This window comes from Burkholderia sp. AU45388, from assembly GCF_030481585.1.
GTDB lineage: Bacteria > Pseudomonadota > Gammaproteobacteria > Burkholderiales > Burkholderiaceae > Burkholderia > Burkholderia sola.
This window is the reverse complement of record NZ_JAUJPV010000002.1, coordinates 158,169-181,753: the sequence shown is the minus strand read 5'-3', so window position 1 is coordinate 181,753 and position 23,585 is coordinate 158,169. Positions and strand designations below refer to the sequence as shown.

The 23,585-nt window shown below is 68.0% G+C and carries 25 protein-coding genes; 13 read left to right on the top strand and 12 right to left on the bottom strand.

Annotated elements, in window-relative coordinates:
• Window positions 1-19: 19 nt before the first annotated feature.
• A complete protein-coding gene (locus QZM72_RS04700; RefSeq protein WP_301737345.1) occupies window positions 20-1,432 on the bottom strand; it encodes a cytochrome ubiquinol oxidase subunit I in 1,413 nt (470 codons plus the stop codon).
• Window positions 1,433-1,901: 469 nt separating this feature from the next.
• Between QZM72_RS04700 and QZM72_RS04695 the strand changes: the two genes are divergently transcribed.
• From QZM72_RS04695 to ltaE, 3 genes are all read left to right on the top strand, one after another.
• On the top strand, window positions 1,902-2,228 hold the full coding sequence (locus QZM72_RS04695) for a hypothetical protein (RefSeq protein ID WP_027810181.1): 327 nt from the start codon (window positions 1,902-1,904) through the stop codon (window positions 2,226-2,228).
• A gap of 13 nt (window positions 2,229-2,241) precedes the next feature.
• On the top strand, window positions 2,242-2,778 hold the full coding sequence (locus QZM72_RS04690) for a hypothetical protein (RefSeq protein ID WP_089470931.1): 537 nt from the start codon (window positions 2,242-2,244) through the stop codon (window positions 2,776-2,778).
• A 118-nt stretch (window positions 2,779-2,896) separates the two neighbouring features.
• Entirely contained in the window at window positions 2,897-3,910 is a 1,014-nt protein-coding gene (ltaE, locus tag QZM72_RS04685; protein WP_301737344.1) for a low-specificity L-threonine aldolase, read from the top strand.
• A 108-nt stretch (window positions 3,911-4,018) separates the two neighbouring features.
• Here the strand turns inward: ltaE and QZM72_RS04680 are convergent, their stop codons facing one another.
• The 3 genes from QZM72_RS04680 to QZM72_RS04670 form a co-directional block, all read right to left on the bottom strand.
• Window positions 4,019-4,924 carry an HTH-type transcriptional regulator ArgP gene (locus QZM72_RS04680; RefSeq protein ID WP_301737343.1) on the bottom strand — a complete coding sequence of 302 codons (906 nt, stop codon included), beginning with the start codon at window positions 4,922-4,924 and terminating at the stop codon, window positions 4,019-4,021.
• Between the two features lie 103 nt (window positions 4,925-5,027).
• Entirely contained in the window at window positions 5,028-5,897 is an 870-nt protein-coding gene (locus QZM72_RS04675) for a DUF3037 domain-containing protein (protein ID WP_301737342.1), read from the bottom strand.
• Entirely contained in the window at window positions 5,894-6,631 is a 738-nt protein-coding gene (locus tag QZM72_RS04670; protein WP_301737341.1) for a HipA family kinase, read from the bottom strand. Before QZM72_RS04670 ends, QZM72_RS04675 begins: the two co-directional genes overlap by 4 nt.
• A 485-nt stretch (window positions 6,632-7,116) precedes the next feature.
• On the opposite strand from QZM72_RS04670, the gene QZM72_RS04665 reads away from it, so the two are divergent.
• Window positions 7,117-8,187, top strand: coding sequence for a rhodanese-like domain-containing protein (locus tag QZM72_RS04665; RefSeq protein ID WP_301737340.1), 1,071 nt, complete (start codon window positions 7,117-7,119; stop codon window positions 8,185-8,187).
• Window positions 8,188-8,312: 125 nt separating this feature from the next.
• On the top strand, window positions 8,313-8,972 hold the full coding sequence (locus QZM72_RS04660; protein ID WP_301737339.1) for a glutathione S-transferase family protein: 660 nt from the start codon (window positions 8,313-8,315) through the stop codon (window positions 8,970-8,972).
• Window positions 8,973-9,074: 102 nt separating this feature from the next.
• Here the strand turns inward: QZM72_RS04660 and QZM72_RS04655 are convergent, their stop codons facing one another.
• Window positions 9,075-9,767, bottom strand: a complete 693-nt coding sequence (locus QZM72_RS04655) for a phosphatase PAP2 family protein (protein WP_301737338.1) — start codon at window positions 9,765-9,767, stop codon at window positions 9,075-9,077.
• A gap of 424 nt (window positions 9,768-10,191) precedes the next feature.
• On the bottom strand, window positions 10,192-11,424 hold the full coding sequence (locus QZM72_RS04650; protein WP_301737337.1) for an MFS transporter: 1,233 nt from the start codon (window positions 11,422-11,424) through the stop codon (window positions 10,192-10,194).
• A 101-nt stretch (window positions 11,425-11,525) separates the two neighbouring features.
• Between QZM72_RS04650 and QZM72_RS04645 the strand changes: the two genes are divergently transcribed.
• Complete coding sequence (locus QZM72_RS04645) at window positions 11,526-12,524, top strand: LysR family transcriptional regulator (protein WP_301737336.1); 999 nt, start codon at window positions 11,526-11,528, stop codon at window positions 12,522-12,524.
• Window positions 12,525-12,546: 22 nt separating this feature from the next.
• Here the strand turns inward: QZM72_RS04645 and QZM72_RS04640 are convergent, their stop codons facing one another.
• Both QZM72_RS04640 and QZM72_RS04635 read right to left on the bottom strand, forming a co-directional pair.
• Window positions 12,547-13,185, bottom strand: a complete 639-nt coding sequence (locus tag QZM72_RS04640; RefSeq protein WP_301737335.1) for a 2-hydroxychromene-2-carboxylate isomerase — start codon at window positions 13,183-13,185, stop codon at window positions 12,547-12,549.
• A gap of 145 nt (window positions 13,186-13,330) precedes the next feature.
• Window positions 13,331-14,149 (bottom strand): IclR family transcriptional regulator, encoded by an 819-nt coding sequence (locus QZM72_RS04635; protein ID WP_301737334.1) that lies wholly within the window; start codon window positions 14,147-14,149, stop codon window positions 13,331-13,333.
• Between the two features lie 160 nt (window positions 14,150-14,309).
• Between QZM72_RS04635 and QZM72_RS04630 the strand changes: the two genes are divergently transcribed.
• From QZM72_RS04630 to QZM72_RS04615, 4 genes are all read left to right on the top strand, one after another.
• Window positions 14,310-15,302 (top strand): hydroxymethylglutaryl-CoA lyase, encoded by a 993-nt coding sequence (locus QZM72_RS04630; RefSeq protein WP_089470771.1) that lies wholly within the window; start codon window positions 14,310-14,312, stop codon window positions 15,300-15,302.
• A complete protein-coding gene (locus QZM72_RS04625; RefSeq protein WP_301737333.1) occupies window positions 15,299-16,591 on the top strand; it encodes a CaiB/BaiF CoA-transferase family protein in 1,293 nt (430 codons plus the stop codon). Before QZM72_RS04630 ends, QZM72_RS04625 begins: the two co-directional genes overlap by 4 nt.
• Window positions 16,592-16,674: 83 nt before the next feature.
• Window positions 16,675-17,985 carry an MFS transporter gene (locus QZM72_RS04620; RefSeq protein WP_226211241.1) on the top strand — a complete coding sequence of 437 codons (1,311 nt, stop codon included), beginning with the start codon at window positions 16,675-16,677 and terminating at the stop codon, window positions 17,983-17,985.
• Between the two features lies 1 nt (window position 17,986).
• The gene (locus QZM72_RS04615; RefSeq protein ID WP_301737332.1) at window positions 17,987-19,102 is read left to right on the top strand and encodes an amidohydrolase; all 1,116 of its coding nucleotides are present in this window, start codon (window positions 17,987-17,989) and stop codon (window positions 19,100-19,102) included.
• A gap of 15 nt (window positions 19,103-19,117) precedes the next feature.
• On the opposite strand, the gene QZM72_RS04610 is transcribed toward QZM72_RS04615, so the two are convergent.
• The 3 genes from QZM72_RS04610 to QZM72_RS04600 all read right to left on the bottom strand — a co-directional run bounded on the left by QZM72_RS04610 (window position 19,118) and on the right by QZM72_RS04600 (window position 20,536).
• Window positions 19,118-19,594 (bottom strand): SRPBCC family protein, encoded by a 477-nt coding sequence (locus QZM72_RS04610; protein ID WP_301737331.1) that lies wholly within the window; start codon window positions 19,592-19,594, stop codon window positions 19,118-19,120.
• 119 nt (window positions 19,595-19,713) lie between these two features.
• Window positions 19,714-20,199 (bottom strand): SRPBCC family protein, encoded by a 486-nt coding sequence (locus QZM72_RS04605; protein WP_301737330.1) that lies wholly within the window; start codon window positions 20,197-20,199, stop codon window positions 19,714-19,716.
• Complete coding sequence (locus QZM72_RS04600; protein WP_301737329.1) at window positions 20,171-20,536, bottom strand: helix-turn-helix transcriptional regulator; 366 nt, start codon at window positions 20,534-20,536, stop codon at window positions 20,171-20,173. Before QZM72_RS04600 ends, QZM72_RS04605 begins: the two co-directional genes overlap by 29 nt.
• Before the next feature lie 202 nt (window positions 20,537-20,738).
• Here QZM72_RS04600 and QZM72_RS04595 point away from each other — a divergent pair, with 202 nt between their 5' ends.
• Together QZM72_RS04595 and QZM72_RS04590 are read left to right on the top strand one after the other, a co-directional pair.
• Window positions 20,739-21,269 (top strand): GNAT family N-acetyltransferase, encoded by a 531-nt coding sequence (locus QZM72_RS04595; RefSeq protein WP_301737328.1) that lies wholly within the window; start codon window positions 20,739-20,741, stop codon window positions 21,267-21,269.
• Between the two features lie 25 nt (window positions 21,270-21,294).
• Entirely contained in the window at window positions 21,295-21,873 is a 579-nt protein-coding gene (locus tag QZM72_RS04590) for a hypothetical protein (protein WP_301737327.1), read from the top strand.
• Between the two features lie 42 nt (window positions 21,874-21,915).
• Here the strand turns inward: QZM72_RS04590 and QZM72_RS04585 are convergent, their stop codons facing one another.
• Window positions 21,916-22,500, bottom strand: a complete 585-nt coding sequence (locus tag QZM72_RS04585; protein ID WP_301737326.1) for a TetR/AcrR family transcriptional regulator — start codon at window positions 22,498-22,500, stop codon at window positions 21,916-21,918.
• 339 nt (window positions 22,501-22,839) lie between these two features.
• Between QZM72_RS04585 and QZM72_RS04580 the strand changes: the two genes are divergently transcribed.
• Window positions 22,840-23,544, top strand: coding sequence for an SDR family oxidoreductase (locus QZM72_RS04580; protein ID WP_089470761.1), 705 nt, complete (start codon window positions 22,840-22,842; stop codon window positions 23,542-23,544).
• Window positions 23,545-23,585 lie beyond the last annotated feature (41 nt).

Here is a 23,585-nt window from a genome sequence, read left to right as displayed (position 1 = left end):
GTTTGCGAATGGGGTGGGCTCAGACGGTCTCGATCAGCTCGTCGACGGCCGACATCGGGCGGCGCGCGGTGTGATCGGGGCGCGTGTCCGGTTTATCGTCGTGCTTGACGTCGGGCAGCGCAGGGCCGGCCTTCATCAGCTTCAGCATGTAGTACACGCCGGTGCCGAACACGAGGAAGTACACGATCACGAACGTCATCATCGACAGGCTGACCTGCTGCACCGACAGCGGCGACACGGCCTGCGCGGTGCGCATCACGCCATATACGACCCACGGCTGGCGGCCCGCTTCGGTCGTCACCCAGCCGGCGAGCAGCGACACGAAACCGGTCGGGCCCATCACGAGCGCGAAGCGCTGGAACCACTTCGATTCATACAGGCGGCCGCGGCGGCGCAGGAACCACGCGAGCGCGGCGAGGCCGATCATCGCGAAGCCGAGGCCGACCATGATCCGGAAGCTCCAGAACACGACCGTCGAATTCGGGCGGTCTTGCGGCGGGAAGTCCTTCAGCCCGCGGATCTCGCCGTCCCAGCTGTGCGTGAGGATCAGGCTGCCGAGGTGCGGCACCTTCACCGCGTAGCGGGTCGTTTCGGCTTTCATGTCGGGAATGCCGAACAGGTTGAGCGCGGTGCCGCCCTTTTCGGTTTCCCACAGCCCTTCGATCGCGGCGATCTTCGCGGGCTGGTGCTTCAGCGTGTTGATGCCGTGCTGATCGCCGATCACGGCCTGCAGCGGCGCGAGCACGAGCAGCAGCCACAGCGCCATCGAGAACATCTTCTTCACACCCTTGTCGCGGCGGCCCTTCAGCAGGTGCCATGCGCCGGTCGCGGCCACCACCAGCGCGGCGACGATGAACGCGGCGATCGCCATGTGGAACAGGCGGTACGGGAACGACGGGTTGAAGATGATCGCGAACCAGTCGGTCGGCACGACCCGGCCGTCGACGATCTCGAAGCCCTGCGGCGTCTGCATCCAGCTGTTCGACGCGAGGATCCAGAACGTGGAGATCAGCGTGCCGATCGCGACCATCAGCGTCGCGCCGAAGTGCGCGCGCGGGCTCACGCGGTTCCAGCCGAACAGCATGATGCCGAGGAAGCCGGCTTCGAGGAAGAACGCGGTCATGACCTCGTACATCAGCAGCGGGCCGGTGACGGCGCCGGCGAAGCTCGAGAAGCCCGACCAGTTGGTGCCGAACTGATAGCTCATCACGACGCCGGACACGACGCCCATCCCGAACGCGACCGCGAAGATCTTCGACCAGAACAGGCAGAGCGTTTTGTAGTACTGCTTGCCGGTCTTGAGCCAGCGATATTCGAGCACGGCGATGAAGCTGGCGAGGCCGATGCTCAGCGCCGGAAAGACGATGTGAAAGGAGACGGTGAACGCGAATTGCAGGCGGGCCAGATCGAGGGCCGAAAGTGCGGTGTCCATACCAGATGACCGAGGCTGACGATACCCGCCGGCGGGTGCCGGCGGCCCCCGGCGGACGGGCGTCGGGGTTGGCTGGAGTATGGGCCGCGATGTTGCACCGCGAAATGCGCCAACTCGTCGCAGATGTCCAGCCCGTCGCGGGCGATTTCCGGATAAATCGTTGATTCGTATCAAGAAGGCCGCTCGCGGCGCGTGCGGCCGCGGCGTGGCGGTCTGCCGCACGTGCGTCAATATGGCGCGTCGCATCATCGGAACGGTTTTGCGTGCGCGAAAACCGTGTGCAGGGACGGGGATCGGTTTCGATCCGTTAGCGTGTAACGCGCCGGTCCGGACGGGCGGGGCCGTTCGTCACACGGGTAACGGCGCGCAACATTCGCGTGGGCGTTGGTAATGGATGCCGGATCGCATGCGGCGTAGCGTTCGGGATGCAGGGTTCGCATCGACGAACCGGCCAGCCGGAGAACGTGACGTGAATGGATTGAAACTCGCGCTGGGTGCGGCCGCCGCGGTGGCGGTCGCGACGGGCGGCGTGGCGCATGCCGCCCGGGTCGGAGTCTATATCGGCCCCGGCTACCCGTATTACGCCCCGGTTGTCCCTGCGCCTTACTACTACCCGCCGCCCGTCGTCGCGGTGCCGGTCGCTCCGCCGCCGCCGACCGAGTATGTCGAGCAGGGGCAGCCGCAGGACAACGGCGACGCGAACCTCTGGTACTACTGCGACGCGTCGAAGCATTACTACCCGTACGTGAAGACCTGCAAGTCGGGCTGGCGCTCGGTGCCGGCGCGGCCGCAGTGACGGAGGCGCAATGATGAGAACCGTATTTCGACTGCTGCGCGTGCCGGCGGTAATGTCGCTCGCCGCGCTGCTCGGTGCGTGCGCCTACATGCCGACCGGGCCGAGCGTGATGGCGCTGCCGGGCACCGGCAAGTCGTTCGACCAGTTCCGCGCCGACGACGGCAGTTGCCGGCAGTACGCGTTCGAGCAATCGGGCGGCGTGAGCGCCGGGCAGGCGTCGACCGCGAGCGCGGTCGGCAGCGCGGCCGTCGGCACCGCGCTCGGTGCGGCGGCCGGCGCCGCATTCAACGGCGGCGCCGGCGCGGCGGTCGGCGCGGGCGCGGGGCTGCTCGCGGGCAGCGTCGTCGGCGCGGGCGCCGCGCAGGGCTCGGCCTATGACGTCCAGCGCCGCTACGACTACGCGTATCTGCAATGCATGTATGCGACAGGCAACCGCGTGCCGGTGCCGGGCGGGATGAGCGGTGGATATGGGGGCTATGGCGGGACTGCGCCGCGCGCCGCGCCGCCGATGCCGCCGGCGGGCGTCCAGCCGCCGCCGCCGCGATACTGACGCACGCGATCGCCGCGCATCCGTCGGCACATGCCGCGTGAATTGCGTACACTCTGAGTCTCGTTTTCGGCAGGGCCGGACGCAGGGATGCCGGCTCGCGTTTACTCAGGGCACAGCGATGATCGATTTACGCAGCGATACCGTGACACGTCCGAGCCAGGCGATGCTGGCCGCCATGACCGCCGCCGAAACCGGCGACGACGTGTGGGGCGACGACCCGACCGTCCTGCGCCTGCAGGCGGTGACGGCCGAGCGGGCCGGCAAGGAAGCCGGCCTGTTCTTCCCGAGCGGCACGCAGAGCAACCTGGCCGCGCTGATGTCGCATTGCGAGCGCGGCGACGAATACATCGTCGGCCAGCTCGCGCATACCTACAAGTACGAAGGCGGCGGCGCGGCCGTGCTCGGCAGCATCCAGCCGCAACCGATCGAGAACGCGCCGGACGGCACGCTGCCGCTCGCGAAGATCGCCGCGGCGATCAAGCCGCTCGACAATCACTTTGCCCGCACGCGCCTGCTCGCGCTCGAAAACACGATCGGCGGCCAGGTCTTGCCGGAAGGCTATGTGCAGGAAGCCGTCGCGTTCGCGCGTAGCCGCGGGCTGTCGACGCACCTCGACGGCGCGCGCGTCTGCAACGCGGCCGTCGCATCGGGCCGCTCGATCGCCGAGCTGTGCGCGCCGTTCGACACCGTGTCGATCTGCTTCTCCAAAGGGCTCGGTGCGCCGGTCGGGTCGGTGCTGGTCGGCAGCCGTGCGCTGATCGAGCGCGCGCAGCGCTGGCGCAAGGTGCTGGGCGGCGGGATGCGGCAGTCGGGCATTCTCGCGGCGGCGTGCCTGTATGCGCTCGATCACAACGTCGAGCGGCTCGCGGACGATCACGCGAATGCCGCACATCTCGCCGCCGGCCTCGCACGCATCGATTCGGTGAAGGTGCTGTCGCGTGCGACGAACATGGTGTTCGCGCAATTCCCCGAAGCCGATTGCGCACCGCTCGAGGCGTGGCTGAAGGAGCGCGGGATCCTCACGCAGATGCTGTATGCGTCGCGCTTCGTCACCCATTGCGACGTGTCGCGTGCGGATATCGACACGTTTCTCGGCGCGGTCGGCGCGTATTTCGCGCAGCGTCGCGCATGAAGCAGAACACGCCGGCCGGCGCGGCGTGGCATGACGCAATACCCGAAAGGGTGGCGCGGTGCGTCGTCGGCCGATCCTTGCCGTGTCGATCGCCCACTCGCCAGCGCGTTACGGCAGCGGCGCGAGCAGCCGGCGCGCCGCTTCGACGACCCGCTCCGACAGCGACGCCATCGTCGGCGACTGCACGGTCCATGCGTGCCAGTACAGCGTGACGTCGGTCGGATGCGCGGGCGCGAGATCGACGAGTCCCTGCGCATCGAGCGGCGCGGCGCCGATCAGCGGCTCCGGCACCATCGCGTAGCCGAGCCCGTGCCGCACCGCCGCGAAGTGCGAATGGGTGCCCGGCACGTAGTGGCACGGGTACGCGCCTTCGGGCAACCCGAACTTCTCCTTCAGAAATGACGATTGCAGCGTGTCGCGCCGCGAATACGCGACGACGGGCGCATGGCGTGCGCTCGTGCGGTTCAGCCCGCGCGGAAACCAGCGCACCGCGAACGCGGCGGCCGCGAGCAGCCGGTAGCGCATCGTGCCGAGCGGCGTCGCGATGCAGCCGCGCATCGGCTTCGGCTCGGTCGTCACGCAGCCGACCGCCATCCCGCTTTCGAGCAGCGCGAACGTGTGATCCTGATCCTCGACGATCAGCTCGAACAGGATCCGCTCGCCCGCGAGCACGGACGTCAGCGCGGGGAGGAACCACGTGCCGAGGCTGTCGGAGTTGAGCGCGATCGTGACCGAGATCGGCGATTCGCGCTCGGCCGCGAGCGTGCTCTGCAGGTCGGCCTGCAGCAGCGCGACGCGGCGCAGGTGCTGCAGCACGCGCTGTCCGGCCACTGTCGGGCGGCACGGCCGCGTGCGCAGCACGAGCGGCGTGCCGAGGCTCGCCTCCAGCGCGCGGACCCGCTGCGTGACGGCGGACGCGGTCACGTGCAGGCGCACGGCCGCCTGCTCGAAGCTGCCGGTGTCGGCGACGGCCAGCAGCGCGGCGGCCTGCTTCGGATCGATCGTCATCGACATGTATTAGACAAGAGAAAGTCGGACATGAGGTCCCGGCTTGGCGTTGCCAGCCACGTCTCGATATATGAGAAGCCCCGCACTGGGCGGGGCTAGTTGACAGTGGTTAGTCAGAATCGCTGGTTTCAAGGTCGGGAGTGTCTCCCGCAAACGCGAGAATACGACTGCGTTCTGTTTCACGGGCCAAGGCAATATCGCTGAGTTTCAACTGCTCGCTGATTTCTGCATAGGCCGCTGCTCTCGGGCCGAAGCTTTCTTTCGGGGCTTCGGCGGCAAAGAGAACATCACCCACTAGAGTCTGATCGCGTCGCAACTTCCTGATTTTTCCGATCCAATCCCAACCATGGTCGTACAGCCGAGTTGGATCGTCATGGGCCAAGAAAATTGGCTTAATAGCCCTTACGGCATCGCCGGCAGCGTTGACGCGAACGAAGGGCAGGCGTGCCTTGTAGGTATCGTCCTTGCCTAAGGTGTGTTCCCGGTAAAGGCCAGTCAGATCTGCCGCTCGGAGGATTTGGTGAATCCTCTTCTCAACGAATCGCTCTTGATACGCTTTCGTCGCAAACGATCTACCGACATAGTGATCGAAAAGTTCCTCGAGCTTTTCGCTGGGATGCCCATCCGTCATCACTACCCGGTCGCCTTGAGCAGTCACCAACCCTTCTCGCGGTTTGACAAGTTCACGGAACGCGAAGTTTGCGAAGTCCGCACTTGGCCCCATGCTTGCTTCCGCAAATGCTCGCTCGATTGATTGTGCAATGCGGACCAACTCGGTCGCATACACCTTTCGTGCCTTACGAAAAATGTTTGCATCGAGTTCTTCAAAGAATGCGGTGATCCGAGATACGCGCTCGATCAGCTTGTATCCGACGTACTTGGCCGTCGGACTCATCAGAACGATGCCGATGTTTGCGAATTCGCCAGTCTCTGGGTACGGCATGAAGCGCACGATGGTGTATCGGCAAGCATGTTTCATCGGCGACTCCAGAAGTTGGGCAGGTACTCCGTCAGGATTGAACTTGCGTCATCTTGGCTGAAATTGAGGGGAAGATCGTCGTCAAGCCACCACCAAGAATCGGGCATTCTATCGCAAATGCCCTCGAGTTGGCCGAGGGCGGCATGAAGCCGATCTTCATAGTGTTGGCGCTCAATCAAGTCCTCAAAGACATGATCCCACGATCCGGCGAACGCATGGGACGAAAAGAATGTGTCGCAATCGAAGTCCGTATCAAATGCCTGATTGAAGTCAATGACGACAAGTTCCTTGCGTGTCGGGTCCCAAAGCAGGTTGGGATTGCCTCCCAGATCGGTGAGTATGCGGTCCTGATTCCTCACCCAGTAGTCGAAGATAAGGACATCGCTCCGAACAACTAACGGGACTTCTTGTATGTTCAGCCAAGTAAATTCCATTACGCTTTCGGCCCGTCGGGAAAGGAACACGTAGCCGGCGCCCAGGTCGGCTAGCTCAGGAGCTCCAAACTGGACGATCGCGTCGTCCACCTCGCCGACAGCGAAGGGTGCGATCGGGAGGCCAAATTCACGTGCGAGTGAGCTTGCGAGCCATTCGGATACCAAACTCTTGCGGCCAGCAGCCCGGCCCTTTGCGTAATAAAGCGCACCATCGTCGCCTCGACACAGGAATGGTTCGGTGATCCCTTGAGTGGTTCTTCCGAGGACCTCCGTCACTTGGATCACGTGATCGTTAATCATTGTTTCGGACCAGTATGGACGGGCTCAGCGGCGGCGCTCGTAATGGTCTCCGGTGCGAGCATTCTTGTACTTGCCCCCCTTATGGGATGACCCGTGACCACCGGCATAGTGCCCACCCCGTGCAAGGCTGATCGTAGGGGCTGCCAAAGCGACGCAGAGCAGGATTGCAGCGATTCTTTTCATATTATGGTCTCTCTCAGTAAGTGTCTCTTTGCACTGACAGCTCTGGTGCGGCTAGAGCGCAACCACGCGATTATATCTAGGGCTCGTGGTGTATGACCCTCGGGCGAGGGTGAGAGCTGTCCGTCACAGATTGCGTGTACTCGTCATCGATATATCTACTGAATCGTCGTGCACGTGTGGTTTGAATCAGCTACTCGCGGATCATCCGCGGTGCACGTTTTGATCTACGCTTTAAGGACGCGCGGTACGGCTGTGCCCTTTTGCTTGCAGCCGGCGTCAGTCGACAACGGAGCAACCGAGCCATGATCTTCCGGCAACTTTTCGACCCGCAATCGTCGACGTACACGTACCTGCTCGCCGACAGCGCCTCGCGCGAGGCCCTGCTGATCGATCCCGTGTTCGAGCAGGTGCGCCGCGACGCGGCGCTGCTCGATGAACTCGGGCTGCGGCTCGTCGCGACCGTCGACACGCACGTGCATGCCGATCACGTGACGGGTGCGTGGCTGCTGAAGCAGCGCACGGGCAGCACGATCGCGATCTCGGCCGCAAGTGGCGCGCAAGGCGCCGACCGCTACCTGAACGACGGCGACCGCTGCGTGTTCGGCGCGCGCTACCTGACCGTGCGCGCGACGCCCGGCCACACGAGCGGCTGCATCAGTCTCGTGCTCGACGACGAATCGTTGGCGTTCACCGGCGATTGCCTGCTGATCCGCGGCACCGGCCGCACCGACTTCCAGCAGGGCGACCCGCGCGCGCTGTATCGCGCAGTGCACGGCCGGCTCTTCACATTGCCGGCCGCGTGCCTGCTGTACCCAGCGCACGACTATCGCGGGCTCACGGTGACGAGCGTCGGCGAGGAGCGCCGCTTCAACCCGCGCCTCGGCGGCGATCTCAGCGAAGACGATTTCGCCGGCTACATGCGCAACCTCGGGCTCGCGCATCCGCGCCAGATCGACGTCGCGGTGCCGGCGAACCTGCAGTGCGGCGTCGCCGCGAACGCGCCCGATGCGCAGGCGGCCGCCGACTGGGCGCCGCTCGTCTATACGTTCGCCGGCTTCTGGGAAATCGATCCGCAATGGCTCGAGGATCATCTGCCGGCCGTGCAGGTCGTCGACGTGCGCGAACCGGACGAATTCGCGGGCCCCCTCGGCCATCTGCCCGGCGCGACGCCGATTCCGCTCGGCGAACTGGCCGCGCGCACCGGCGAAATCGCGCGCGACCGGCCGGTCGTGACCGTGTGCCGGGCCGGCGGCCGTTCCGCGCAGGCCACCGTGATCCTGAAGCAGGCCGGCTTCGACGCGGTCGCGAATCTCGGCGGCGGGATGCTGCGCTGGCGCGCCGAAGGGCGCGTCGTGATGGACGGCCGCTCGTAGCGGCCCAGGCCTGTCCTTCGAAAAAATATCGGGCCGATGTCGAAACGGCCGGGCGCCGTGCGTCGTCAAGGTATCCGATCATGTGGCGCCGCGTGACGCGGCGCGCAACCCCGGGAGCCTCCACGATGATGCCGACGCTTTACGCCCACCCCTTTTCGTCCTATTGCCAGAAGGTGTTGACCGCGCTGTACGAGAACGACACGCCGTTCGAGTATCGCGTGCTCGCGCACGACGATCCGAAGCCAATGCAGGAACTGACGGCGCTGTGGCCGCTGAAGCGCTTCCCGGTGCTCGTCGATGCGGGTCGCACGGTGATCGAGGCGTCGATCATCGTCGAGTATCTCGGCCTCGCCTATCCGGGCCCCGTGCGCCTGCTGCCCGACGATCCGCGCGCCGCGCTGGAGGTGCGGACGATGGACCGCTTCTTCGACAACTACGTGGCGACGCCGCAGCAGAAGGTCGTGTACGACGCGCTGCGACCGCAAGCCGAGCGCGATGCGCGCGGGGTGGCCGACGCGCGCGCGATGCTCGACACGTCGTATGCGTGGCTCGACAAGACGATGGCCGATCGCGAATGGGCGGCCGGCGACCGTTTCAGCCTCGCCGATTGCGGCGCGGCGCCGTTCCTGTTCTATGCGGACTGGACGCACCGGATCGATCCGGCGTTCGCGAACGTGATCGCGTACCGCAAGCGTCTGCTCGCGCGGCCGTCGTTCGCGCGCGCGGTCGACGAGGCGCGGCCGTATCGTGCGTTCTTTCCGCTCGGCGCGCCCGATCGCGACTGACGGACGCGGTCGTCGCCGGCCGTGCCGCGGCCGCGCATGGCCGGCAGCGCGCGCCGGGGCGACGGAACGACAGCAGCAGCGGCAGCATCGCGCGCCTGCTCGTCACATCGTGCGCGTGGCCGACTGCGCGAGCGTCAGCAGTTCGTCGAACTGCGTGATCAACTCGAAGCACAGCAGGAACGCGAGCGTATAGGCGGGCGCGGGGAAGCGCCGGATCATCTCCAGCACCTGCGGTGCGAAGCGCGAGCGGATCGCATCGCGCGTCAGCAGCCACGCGATCGCGATGCCGATCGCCGCGCCCGCGATCAGGTCGGTCGGATAGTGAAAGCCGAGATACGCGCGCGGCAGGCAGATGAACACGACCGAATACAGCAGCGCGACGATGCCGACGCGGCGCGCGATGATGAAGATGCCGGTCGCGATCGCCATCCACAGCATCGCGTGATCGCTCGGAAACGAACTCCAGGTCTGCAACGTCGCCGCGCGCAGTCCGCTCGACGGAAAGTGCAGGTGCAGGTCGGGGTTGTAGATCGGCCGTACGCGGAACGGCAGCACCTGTGCGAGCACGCGGCCGACGGCGAGGGCGACGAGCCCGCTCGCGACGGTGGCGACGACGAACTCGCGTTGCCGCTCGCGGTTCGGGCCGGGCTGGAACCACAGCCAGCACAGCACCGGGACGAGCACGAAGCCCTTGAACGTGTAGAGGCCCGCGATCACGCGGATCGCGTGATTCGTCAACGGGCCCAACGTCAGGTGGGTGAGAAAGATCTGGATCGTCGTGTCGAAATTGTTCATGTCCTGTGCGACCCGGGCGGCCGCGCAGCGCATGACGGGCGGCCGGCTGGATCGAAAAGCGCGCTCGCACGGAGCGCAACGGGGGGCAAGTATGTCACCCGTTATTTCGAAGAAAATGCGAAAAAATACCGGGATTCCCCTGATAAAACGGGGCTGGGCGGTGGGGCCGGATGGGGAGGCGCCGAGCGGTGCGGCAGGGATGAATCGTCCGACGTTTGCGCGCGGGCGTGCACGAGCGCCGAAAAAAAATTTGGGTGAACTGGACATTCTGCCGGCCCGTGCGGACCTTGCGCCGGATGAATGATTGTCGCGCCGGAACGGTATGAATCTGCCGGGCGGCGCTGCGTCATGCGCGTCGATCAAAAAATAGAAAAAGCGGGCAAGCCGATGAGGCTTGGCCGCCGGTGTGACGCGATGCCCGACGTCAGCTGCGCCACACCCGTACGGCGAGCGCGGCCAGCGACGTCGCGACGGCCAGCCCGGTCACCGCGTTCCAGCCCAGTTGCGCGAGCAACAGACTGCCGATCGCTGCGCCGGCCGCCATCCCGATGAACATGCCGACGAACAGCACCGCATTGAGGCGGCTGCGCGACGCGGGATCGATCCGGTAGACGATCGACTGGTGCGCGATCAGCGTGGCCTGCACGCCGAGATCGAAGCCGATCGTCGCGACCGCGAGCAGCACGAGTTGCGCATGCGGCGACATCAGCGGCGCGGCGGCCATCGACGCGAACGACACCGTTGCGATGCCGATTCCGATCCGCGTGACGCGCTCGGGGCCGTGATGGTCGGCGAGGCGCCCGGCGATCGGCGCAGCCAGCGCGCCGGCGGCACCCGCGAGGCCAAAGGCGCCGGCGGCCGCGCTGCCGAGGTGGAACGGCGCGCCGTGCAGCATCACCGCAAGGGTCGACCAGAACGCGCTGAACCCCACGGCCAGCAGCCCCTGCGCGAGGGCGGCGCGGCGCAGTGCCGCATGCTCGCGCCACAGCGCGCCGAGCGAGCCGATCAGCGCGCGATACGGCAGCCGGGTGGTCGGCTCGAAGCGCGGCAACCCGCGCGCGGCCACGGCGCCGATCACGGCGACGCTGGCGGCCGCGAGCGCGAACATCGCGCGCCAGCCGGCCGTCTCGGCGACGAACCCGGCCACGACGCGCGACAGCAGGATGCCGAGCAGCAACCCCGTCATCACCGTGCCGACGATGCGGCCGCGATGCATATCGTGCGCGAGCGTCGCGGCGGCCGGCACGACGTCCTGCGCCATCGTCGCGGCGAGGCCGATCGCGAAGCTCGCCGCGAGCAGCAGCCCGAGCGACGGCGCGACGGCGGCCAGCAGCAGCGCGAGGACCAGCGCGGCGGCCTTGGTCACGATCACGCGGCGGCGGTCGAAGCGGTCGCCGAGCGGCGCGAGCAGCAGGATGCCGAGCGCATAGCCGAGCTGCGTGAGCGTCGGCACGAAGCCGATCGCCCGCGCCGACGCGCCGAGATCGGGCGCGAGCGCGCCGAGCATCGGCTGCGCGTAGTAGAGCGGGGCGACGCCGAGGCCGGCGGCGGCCGCGAGCAGCAGCACGAGCCGGCGATCGGGCATCGAATGGGCGGCCGGACGGGCCGGAGCGTGGGCCGCGCGGGGCGCGGCATCGAGACGGGTCGGGGTGGACATCGCGTACATCCTGGGTTGAAGAAGGGGATGGACGCGAGTGTGGCGGTACGCGGCCGGCGACGGTAGTGCCGCCTCGCGCAGATTTGTTATACGCTCCACGAATGACCGAAAAATCCTCTTCTTCTCCCGCTGCTGGCGGGTCTCGACGCATTCAGGCGGTGCCGGTGGACGGCGCCGGCTATCGTTTCGAGCTGATGGAAACGTTCGTGCGCATAGTCGAGGCCGGCAGCTTGTCGGCGGCCGCCGTGCAGCTGCATACGACGCAGCCGACCATCAGCCGGCGGCTGCAGGCGCTGGAAAATTCGCTCGGCATGCGGTTGCTGCAACGCACGACCCATACGATGCGGCTGACCGTCGACGGCGAGCGGTGCTTCAAGCAGGCGAAGGAGCTGCTGGCGAGCTGGGCGGCGTTCGAGGCCGATTTGCGCGGCGCGCAGGAGGAGCCGGACGGGCTACTGCGCGTCGCGGTGCCGCACGCGTTCGGCCAGCAGCGTTTCGTTGCGCCGCTCGCGCAGTTCCTGCGCGACTATCCGCGCGTGTCGGTCGAGTGGCTGCTGCAGGACGAGGTGCGTGATTTCGTCGGCAGCGGCATCGATTGCGCGATCCAGGTCGGCGAGCCGACCGACCCGGGCGTGGTCGCGATCCGGATCGCGAAGGTGCCGCGTTTCGTGGTCGCCGCGCCGTCGGTGCTGAACGGTGCCGACGTCCCGGCCGACCCCGACGCGCTGGCCGCGCTGCCGTGGCTCGCGTTGCGCACCTACTACCGCAACGAACTCACGCTGACGCATGCGGTTACGGGCGATACGCGGCGCATCGCGATCCGGCCGCGCATCACGACCGCGAACCTGTATGCACTGCGCAGCGCGGCGCTGCTGGGCGTCGGTGCGTGCGTCGGATCGTCATGGATGCTCGCCGGCCATCTCGCGCGCGGCGAGCTCGTCCATCTGGCACCCGAGTGGCAGGCCGCGCCGCTGCCCGTCTACCTGACCTATCCGCATGCGCAGTTCTATCCGTCGCGGCTCGTACGGTTCGTCGCGATGATGCGCGAGGCCGTGCCGATGCTTGTCGAAGGGCGCGAGGGCGAGCCGGCCGGCGCGTGACGGCCGCCGTGCCGTCAGCCCGTCAGCCGCGCCGGATTCCTTCCGGCAGCGCGCTGATCCGGCGTACCTCGGGCGAATCGAGCCACGCGCGCGACGTCGCGCAGTCGACGAACATGTCGGTCGCGTCCTCGCCCCAGAACAGGTCGTCGTCGAGTACGAACGTCGGCACACCGAATACGTTCTCGGCGATCGCGCGATCCGTGTTCGCTCGCAGCGCATCCTTGACCGGCTGGGCCTCGACCGCCGTGACGCCGTCCGGAAAGCCGACGGCGTCGCACAGCGCGGCGAAGCCCGCCGGCGTCGAGACGTCCTGGCCGTCGCGCCAGATATGCCGGAAGATCCGCCGGATCGCGTCGTGCGAGCCGCCCATCGCGATCGCGAGGCGCAGCGGCTTGATCGGATTGAACGGGTGCGCGGGCGGCATCCGGAATGCAATGCCGAGCTTGTCCGCGCGGTATTGCGCATGCCGATAGGTGAACACGCGTTTGGCCGCGATTTCCGCCGGCGCTTTCTGGCCCCAGTGCGCGAGCAGCGCGCCGAGCACGATCGGCCGCGGCTCGAACGCGGCGGCGGGCGGCAACCGGTCGAACTGTTCCTGTTGCAGGTAGGCGAACGGCGAAACGAAATCGAAATACCAGCTGGCGGTGCGCGCGGCGTTCATCGCGGGTGTCTCCTCGGGCGGATCCGGTTGACGGTTGCACGTTCGGTGCGTCGCCGGCGAACGGCGCGCTGCGTGCATCGCCGGCCAGTGTCGCATGCGGCCGCCTTTCGCGCTGCCGTATCGCGTGCCGCGCGCAACCGGCGTCCTACGACCGGGCGGCGTCGTCCGCCGACGACGCGAGCCGCGCGAGACTGTCGCGCACGGCCGCCGCGTCGTAGCGGGCGCCCGCGCCGCCGAGTGCGACGGTCGCCTTCTGCGCGAGCGGCAGCAACATCGTGAGCGCCGCCGTCATCGCCGGCACGGCGGCGAGCCGCGATTTCGGGCCCGACACCGTCAGCGCACCGACGCATTCGCCGGCCGCGCCGAACACGGGCACGGACGCCGATGCCGTTTCCGGGTCGCGCTCGCCGTACGACGCGGCCCACAGCTGTTCGCGCACGTCGTTCCAGCGGGTGTCGTGCGTGTCGGTGAAGGCCAGCAGTACCTTGCCCGATGCGCCCTGGCCGACCGGAAACTCCTCGCCGACGCGGATCGACACGCGCACCGCCCGCGCGGGTTCGACGCGATACAGCACGGAGCGCACGTCGCCCTGGCGCACATAGAACGACGCCGTTTCCCCGAGCTCGCGGCTCAGCGTCTCGAGGAGCGGCTCGACCACCGGGCCGACGCGGAACGAACGCTGGTACAGCGCGGCAAGCCGCAACGGCTCGTGCCCGACCGCGTACTGGCCATCATCGAGCTTGCGCATGAATCCGCCATGCTCGAGCGCGGCGAGCAGGCGCAGGATCGTGCTCTTGTACAGCCCGGTGCGGCGCGACAACTCGGCGAGCGACAGCCGGTCGTCGGTCTGGCCGAACGCACGGAGGATCGCGAACGCGCGGTCGAGCACCGCGACGCCGCTGGACGCTTCTTCCGTCGCCGGATCGGCTGCGCCGCCGGCGTGATCTGCTGGATTCCTGGGCACGGCCTGCTTCCTTCGAATGATGGTCGGCGGACTATATCGTTCTATCTGGCAGAACACAAGTTCCAGAAAAACGCGATTTCACGGGTATACCCCGCTTATCGCCCATTGAACACCCGCTTAAAGTTCTGTCAAACAGAACTATGTTCTTTCAGATAGAACGATGAGGTGTCGAATGGAGGAAAATCCGAAGATGCTGGTCAGCGAAGTCGGCCCGCGCGACGGGCTGCAGAGCATCAAGACCGTGATGCCGACGGCCGCCAAGCTGAGCTGGATCACCGCGCTGGCCGCGGCCGGCCTGCGCGAGATCGAGGTCGGGTCGTTCGTGCCGGCCACGCTGTTGCCGCAGATGGCCGACGTGCGCGAAGTCGTCGCGCACGCGCTCGCGATTCCCGGTTTGCACGTCGCCGCGCTCGCGCCGAACCTGCGCGGCGCCGAGGGTGCGTTCGACGCGGGCGTGCACAAGCTGACGCTGCCGGTCTCGGTCACGGAAGCGCATTCGCTGGCCAACATCCGCAAGACGCCCGCGCAGATGATCGATGAGGTGCGCGCGATCGTCGCGCTGCGCGACGCGCGGTTTCCGTCGGTGCAGATCGAGGCCGGCGTGTCGGTTGCGTTCGGTTGCACGATTGCCGGCGCGGTCTCCGACGACGAGACGATTGCGATGGCCGTCGCGATGGCCGAATGCGGGGTCGATGAAATCGGCTTGTCCGACACCAGCGGTTATGCGAATCCCGCACAGGTGCGCCGGCTGTTCATGCGGCTGCAGCGCGAAGTCGGCGACAAGGCCGGCGGCGCGCATTTCCACAACACGCGCGGGCAGGGGCTCGCGAACGTCGTCGCGGCGCTCGACGCCGGCGTGACGACGATCGACGCGAGTCAGGGCGGCCTCGGCGGCTGCCCGTATGCGCCCGGCGCCACCGGCAACATCGTCACCGAGGATCTCGTGTTCCTGCTCGAAGCGATGGGATACGACACGGGCGTCGACGTCGACGCGCTGCTCGTCGCGCGCGCGATCCTGCAGGCGGCGCTGCCGTCCGAGGCGCTGTACGGCCACGTGCCGGACGCAGGCTTGCCGAAGGGATTCCGCTATGCGGATGGCCGCGCGCCGTCGGCCGCGCAACCGGAAGGATGCATGACGGGAGTCGCACGATGAACGATCGACAACCGGCTGCCGCGCTGCCGTATGCAGGCGTGCGCGTGATCGAGATGACGCACATGGTGATGGGCCCGACGTGCGGGATGCTGCTCGCGGATCTCGGCGCGGAAGTGATCAAGATCGAACCGATCGCGGGCGACAGCACGCGGGCACTGCGCGGTTCCGGCGCGGGCTTCTTCGGGATGTTCAACCGCAACAAGAAGAGCGTCGCGGTCGACGTGAAAGACCCGCGCGGGCTGGAGATCGTGCGGCGGCTCGTCGCGACGGCGGACGTGTTCAGCGAGAACTTCAAGAGCGGCACGATGGACCGGCTCGGGCTCGGTTACCCGCAGTTGGACGCGCTGAATCCGCGTCTCGTGTACGTGTCGCACAAGGGCTTCCTGCCGGGGCCGTATGAGCATCGCACCGCGCTCGACGAGGTCGTGCAGATGATGGGTGGCCTGGCCTACATGACGGGCCCCGAAGGGCGGCCGCTGCGCGCGGGCGCGAGCGTGAACGACATCATGGGCGGCATGTTCGGCGCGATCGGCGCGATGGCCGCGCTCGCGCAGCGTGAACGCACGGGCCGCGGCCAGCAGGTGCAGAGTTCGCTGTTCGAGAACAACGTGTTCCTCGTCGCGCAGCACATGATGCAGTTCGCGGTGACGGGGCAGGCCGCGTCGCCGATGCCGAGCCGGATTTCCGCGTGGGCCGTCTACGACGTGTTCTCCGTCAAGGATGACGAACAGATTTTTCTCGCGGTCGTGTCGGACACGCAGTGGGCGCTGTTCTGCGACGCGTTCGGCCTGGCCGCGCTGAAGGACGACCCGCGCCTCGCGACCAACAACCTGCGCGTACAGGCGCGCGAATGGTTGCTGCCCGAGCTGCGCTCGCGGCTGGCGCCGTACTCGGCAGCGGAGATCGGCGCGATCTTCGAATCGACCGGCCTGCCGTATGCGCCGATCACGAAGCCGCAGGACCTGTTCGACGATCCGCATCTGCTCGCCACGGGCGGCCTCGAAACCGTGACGCTGCCGGCCGACGCGAGCAGCGCCGGGCGGCCGGTCGACACGCGCACCGCGCTGCTGCCGCTGACGCTCGCGGGTGAACGCCTGCGGCTGCGCTCGGCGCCGCCCGCGCTCGGCCAGGACACGTGCGCGCTGCTCGGCGAACTCGGCTACACGCCGGACGACGCGCGTGCGCTGATCGAGGCGGGCGTCGTCGCGGGGCGGTACGGCGCGAACGTTTCCGCGCACGGCGACGCGCCGGGCGGCGCGCCGTCGGCGAACGAAGTGGCGAGCGCGTAGCGCAGCCGCGATTCATCGAACGAACAAAGGCGTCCGGGCCGCGCACCGCGCGGCAGAGGAGCGCCGCATCCACGGAGACAACCATGACATCCGCTTCCCCGGCGCTGCCCGTCGATCGCGACACCGACACGTCGGTCGAGCAACGGGCCGTGCGCAAGGCCGCGTGGCGCTTCATCCCGCTGCTCGCGCTCGCGTATTTCTTCAACTACCTGGATCGCACGAGCGTCGGCTTCGCGGCGCTCACGATGAACCGCGATCTCGGGCTGACCGCAACGCAGTTCGGCTGGGGCGCGGGGATCATGTTCGCCGGCTACTGCGTGTTCGAAGTGCCGAGCAATCTCGCGCTGTATCGCTTCGGTGCGCGCCGCTGGCTCGCCCGCATCATGATCACGTGGGGGCTGATGGCGGCCGCGACCGCGCTCGCGACCGGGCCGACCAGTTTCTACGCGATCCGCCTGCTGCTCGGCATCGGCGAAGCCGGGTTCTTTCCGGGCGTGATCTTCTTTCTCGCCGTGTGGTTTCCGGCGAGCTACCGCACGCGTGTGCTGGCGTGGTTCACCGTGTCGACGCCGCTGTCGTCGCTGGTCGGCGGCCCGCTGTCGACATGGCTGCTGCAGCTCGACGGCACGCTCGGGCTCGCCGGCTGGAAGTGGATGTTCATCGTCGAAGGGCTGCCCGCGTGCGCGCTCGGCTTCCTCGTGCTGAAGCTGCTGTCGGATTCGCCGGCGAATGCCGCGTGGCTGTCGGACGACGAGCGCGCCGCGCTGCAGCGCGCGTTCGAACGCGACGGCGCGGCGGCCGCCGGCCGCAAGAAGCGCTTCGGCGTCGCGCTGCGCGACGTGCGCGTGTACGTGCTTGCGCTGATCTCGTTCGGCTTCACGATGGGCTCGTACGGCATCGGCATCTGGTTGCCGCAAATGCTGAAGGCGCACGGGATGTCGACGATGCAGACGGGCTGGCTCTCCGCGGTGCCGTACTTCTTCGCCACGATCGCGCTGCTGTGGTGGGCGAAACGGGTGGACCGTCGCGGCGGCCCGGTCGCGAACCTGGCGATCGGCTTGTGCATCGGCGCGGTGGCGCTCGGCGTGTCGACCCATTTCCTGACGCTCGGGCCCGCGCTCGTCGGCATCACGCTCGCGCTGATCGGCACGATTGCCGGCCGCACGATCTTCTATACGCTGCCGTCGCGCTTCCTGTCCGGCCAGGCCGCGGCCGGCGGGTTGGCGCTGATCAATTCGATCGGCGCGCTCGGCGGCTTCGCGGGCCCCTATCTCGTCGGCTACCTGAAGGACAGCTTCGGCACCTTCACGGCCGGGATGCTTGGCCTCGCGATCGTGCTGGCGATCACGACGCTGCTCACGCTGTCGCTGTACGCGTTCGACAGGAGCGAATGACATGACCTTTTCGATCAAACGGCGCCGGTTGATCGGTGCATCCGCCGCCTCGCTCGCGCTGCCCGCGTTCGCCGAGACGGCAGCCAACGATGGAGTTCCCCGCATGACGCAAAGCAACTACCTCACGGTTCGTCCCGACTGGCTCGCGTCGGCGCTCGAACCCGCGCTCGAGCCCGACCTGCCGATCGTCGACGCGCATCATCACTTCTACGAACGGCCGGGCTGGATCTACATGCTCGACGACTATCTGCGGGACGCGCGCTCGGGCCACAACATCCAGGCGTCCGTCTACATGCAGGCGCAGACGCGTTACCGCGATTCGGGCCCGGCCGAACTGAAGCCGGTGGGCGAGACGGCTTACGTCGCCGGCGTGACCGAGCCGCTGCAGCACGGCCCCGTGGCTGTCGCGAAAGGCATCGTCGGCCATGCGGACCTGCGGCTCGGCGAACGCGTGCGCGACGTGCTGGAAGCGCATGTCGAAGCCGGGCGTGGACGGTTTCGCGGCGTGCGCCACCTGAGTACGTGGGATGTCGACCCGACGCTCGCCAATCCGCTGTCGGCGGTACTGCGCGGGCTGCTGCTCGATCCCGCGTACCGGGCCGGTGTCGCGCAGCTCGCGCCGCTTGGGCTGTCGTACGACGCGTGGCTGTTCTTCCCGCAGTTGCCCGAATTGTTCGATCTCGCCAAAGCGAACCCGGAGACGCGGATCATCGTCAACCATTGCGGCGGCGTCGTGCGAATCGGCAGCTATGCGGACAAGCGGCCGGAGGTGTTCGAGCGCTGGTCGGCGTCGATGCGCACGCTCGCGCAATTGCCGAACGTGTACGTGAAGGTCGGCGGCCTCGGGATGCGCATCAACGGGTTCGATTTCGAGAAGGGCGCGAAGCCGCCGTCTTCGGCACAGCTCGCCGACACGTGGAAGCCGTGGATGATGACCTGCATCGACGCGTTCGGCCCCGGGCGCTGCATGTTCGAGAGCAATTTCCCGGTCGACAAGGGCTCGTATTCGTTCGTGAACGGCTGGAACGCGTTCAAGCGCCTGACCGCGCAGGCCAGCGCGGACGAGCGCGACGCGCTGTTCCGCGGCACGGTCACGCGCGCGTACCGGCTCGGCTGACGCGCGTGCGCGGCGTCAACCGGCTTCCACCAGCGCCGCGAGCCGCGCCAGCGCCATCTGCCAGCCGCTCTCGTTGTCGGCGGCCGGCACGCCGGGCGGTAGGCCGTCGTGCACCGCGTCCACGCGCGTGCCGCCCGCCTCGTCCGACAGCGTGATCGTGATCGTCATCGCGCCGCGCAGCATCGGATCGTCGGTTTCGAATACATCGATTTCGACGATCTGCTCGTCGGGCACGAGCGTGACGAAGCGGCCGTGATAGGTGTCGGTGCGCGCGGTGGTCTTGCCGGTGCCGGCCGACGGTGCGTCGTAGCTCAGCGACACGCGCAGCGCGCCGCCTTCGCGCGTGTCGTACGCGTGCACGCGGCAGGTCATGCCGTCGGGCACCTTCCATTGCTCGACCGCGTGCGGGTCGAGCAGCGCGCGATAGACGCGCCCGCGCGGCGCGTTCAGGTGCCGGCTGACCCGGGTCGAATGCGTGTGCGTGTGCAACATGTCGCCTCCCGCGAAGCGTGCGAGACGGTGCACGCCGGCGCCCGGCGTGTCGTCATGCTTCCTTCAGGAATCCTAGGCGCGGGCGCGGCGGCATGCAATGACCGCACGCGCGGCGGCGTTCAGCGCAGCGTGGCGGCGAACGCGTCGAGCTGCGTGATGCAGGTGTTCCAGCCCTCGAAAAAGCCGAGCGCTTCGTGGCGCTCGCGCGTCGCGGCGTCGGGATGCATCACGCGCGCCTCGTAGCGGCTGCCCGCGTCGTCGTCGGCCATCGTGACGATCGCCGTGAAGCCCAGCCACGGCGTCTGCGGCCGCCAGCCGCCCGCGAGCATCGACGTGAACGCGATGCGCGATTCCGGCACGATGTCGAGAAAACAGCCGGGGTTGTCGCTCGTGCCGCCGTCGGGGCCGCGCATGAACGTATGGAAAGCGCCGCCCGGCCGCAGGTCGAACGCGCGTACCTCGGTGGTCCAAGGCTTCGGGCACCACCATTCCTTCAACAGTTCCGGGTCGGTCCATGCGCGCCACAGCGCGTGGCGCGGCGCGCGCAACGTGCGCGTGATGACGAGATCGTGGGCTTCAGCGGGTTCGACGTGGCTGGCTGGCATCGTGCTCCTCCTGGTGACGGCGTTCGACGAATTCGACGAGACGATCGGATCGCGCTTCCCACTGCGCGCGCTGCGCGGCGAGCCATGCCTCGGCCTCGGTCAGCCGGCTGCCGACCAGCGCGCAGGTGCGCGAGCGGCCGGTTTTCCGGGTCTTGACGAGGCCGCTGCGCTCGAGCACGGCGACATGCTTCATGAACGACGGCAGCGCCATGTCGAACGGCGCGGCCAGCGCGGAGACGGTCCGCTCGCCGTGGCCGAGCGCGCTGATGATTGCACAGCGCGTCGGATCGGCGAGGGCATGGAACACGTCGCTGATGCCGGGTTGAAGGTTATCCATTTGGCTAAGTGTAGGCGATTGCGCTGCGAAGCAGCGAAAATATTCGTCACGTACGATAGTGGGGCGGTAACGCGCGCCGACCGGGCGCTGTGTTGCCGGACGCGTGCCGCCGCCGAGCGAGCCTCGACGCCCGGCCGGCGTTCTTTCCGACCCGGCCCATGCCGAACCCGCGCGTGCGGCCTATCTGACTACCGGAGATTGCATGACCGAACCTGTTACCGTCCGCCGCGTCGGCGCGAGCGAAGCGATGGCCTGTGTCGATGCGCTGGCCGACGTGCTGATCGATTGCGTCGAAGGCGGTGCGTCCGTCAGCTTCATGTTGCCGATCGAGCGGCCGACCGCGGTCGCGTTCTGGACACACGTGGCCGAGGGCGTCGCGAACGACGAGCGCATCCTGCTCGTCGCCGAGGATGCGTCCGGCCGGATCGTCGGCACCGTGCAGGTCGTGACCGCGCAGCCCGAGAACCAGCCGCACCGCGCGGACATCGCGAAGATGCTCGTGTCGCGGCACGCGCGCCGGCAGGGCGTCGCCGCGCGCCTGATGGCGGCGGCCGACGCGGCCGCACGCGACGCCGGCAAGACCGTGCTGGTGCTCGACACGGTGACGGGCGGCGACGCCGAGCGGCTGTACGAACGGGCTGGCTGGCAGCGCGTCGGCGTCGTGCCGAACTTTGCGCTGATGCCCGACGGCGCGCTGTGCGCGACGACGTTTTTCCACAAGCAGCTCGCGTAATGGCATTCGTCACACCGCTGCCTCGATGAAACGCGCCCATGTCGCTTTCGCCGTCACGGGCCTCCTCGTCGCGCTGCCGCTTGCCGCGTATGCGCTCGTCAAGCCGCTGCGCGTCGTCGCGCCCGCGCTGATTCCCGGCGTGTCGTGCCCGAGCGCCGACATCTGCACGGACGATGTCGCGAAGCTCGGCGATGCACGGCGGCTCTATCGCGACGGCTACGCGCGCGCGGCGGCGGCCGTCGGCGCGTTCCGGGCTTCACCGCGCGTCGTGTTCTGCTCGACGCGCGCGTGCGCCGATGCGTTCGGCCTCGGCTCGCGCGCGGCGCTGACGCTCGGGGATTTCGGCGTGATCGTCGCCCCGCGCGGCTGGCAGACCTACTTTCTCGCGCACGAGCTGATTCATCACCGGCAGGCGGAAGTGCTCGGCAACGTCGCGGTCGTGACCAAGCCGCGCTGGCTGATCGAAGGGATGGCGTATTCGCTCAGCGACGATCCGCGCTATCCGCTCGCGCAACCGTTCGAGTCGTGGCGCACGCAGTTTGCCGCGTGGAATGCGGCGCGCGGCGCGCAGCCGCTGTGGGATGCCGCGAGGGCAGTCCAATAGCGCGCGACGGCGATGCGGTCGCGCGGGAATGGCGACGTGCCGCTACGCCGGCACGGCCGGATCGTCCGGCTGCCCCACGAGCGTGCGGCGCGCCGCATCGAGAATCTCGTCGGCGAATGCGGGATCGGTGCCGGCAACCGCCCGTGACAGCACCAGCGCGCCGACCATCTGGCTGAGGACGGCGATCGCGTCGCCGCGCGCGTCCGCCGCGGCCGAGCCTTCCATGGCGAGCATGCGTTCCAGCCGGTCGAGATACGCGGCGACGCCGCGCGTGTAGCAGGCACGCGCCGCGTCGGTCAGCCGCGGCGCATCGCCGGCGAAGCCCGACAGCGGGCAGCCGCCCTCGACGTTGTCGCGATGCGCGCCCGACAGGTACGCGGTCACCTGTTTCGCGACGCTGCCCGCGTTCGGCGAATCCGCGCGATCCTGCATGGCCTTGTCCACCACGGCGGCGACGAGCGCGTCCTTCGACTTGAAATGGTTGTAGAAGCCGCCCTGTGTGAAGCCCGCCTCCTTCATCAATTCCGTCAGCCCGACGGCGTCGACGCCGCGCACGCGGAACAGCCGCTCGGCGGCCGCGACGATCGCGTTGCGGTTGTCGGCGGCCTGTTGTCTCGAGACGCCCATCGATCCCTCCCTCTTTCCGGCAATTGCCACGATTAAAAAACACAATGGCGATCGACATTGACGTGCCGACCTCGCGCTGGCACCATGCGTCGCAAGACGATGGTGATCGACATTGAGATTCGAGTGTAGCCGACTTCGCGGACGAAGCGAAGCAATCGGCGCAGCGTGGATCGATGTCGGTCGGCGTCCAGGGTGCGGCGAGGCCAGGGCGGCGGGACGGCCCGGCTGGCGCACGGGCGGTGCAACGGTTCGGTACGCGATGGCGGCGTGGTTTTTCACCGGATTCCGGGCGTGCGACGAACCGGCGCGCGCGGGATCGAATCTCCGAAAGGAAGGGTCATGAAGATCGAAGGGGCAGTCGTTTTCATCACGGGCGCGAATCGCGGGCTTGGCCTCGAGTTCGCGAAGCAGGCGCTCGAGCGGGGCGCGCGCAAGGTTTATGCGGGCGCACGCGATCCGGCCAGCGTGACGCTGCCGGGCGTGGTGCCCGTGAAGCTCGACGTGACCGATCCGGCGGCGGTCGCCGCGGCGGCCGAGGCGGCGCGCGACGTCACGCTGCTGATCAACAACGCCGGCATCGCGCGGCTCGGCAGCCTGACGGACGACGGCGCGGTCGATGCATTGCGCGCTCACCTGGAGACCAACGTGTTCGGGATGCTGGCGATGTCGCGCGCGTTCGCGGGCACGCTTGCGGCCCACGGCGGCGGCGCGATCCTGAACATCCTGTCGGTCGCGAGCTGGGTGAACCGGCCGATCCTGTCGGGCTACGGCGTATCGAAATCGGCCGCATGGGCGCTGACCAACGGGCTGCGCCATTCGCTGCGCGAGCAGCGCACGCAGGTGGTCGGGCTGCATGCCGGCTTCATCGACACCGACCTGACGGCCGGCCTCGACGTACCGAAAGCGACGCCGTCCGACGTCGTGCGCCAGGCGTACGACGCCATCGAGGCAGGGGCGGAGGAAGTGTCGACCGACGAGTTCACGCGGCAGGTGAAGGCCACGCTGTCGTCGGGCGTCTATCTGGAAGAACCGGCGCCGCGTTGACGCCGCCGGCAGGCGAACCCGCCGCCCGCGCCGTGCGCGGG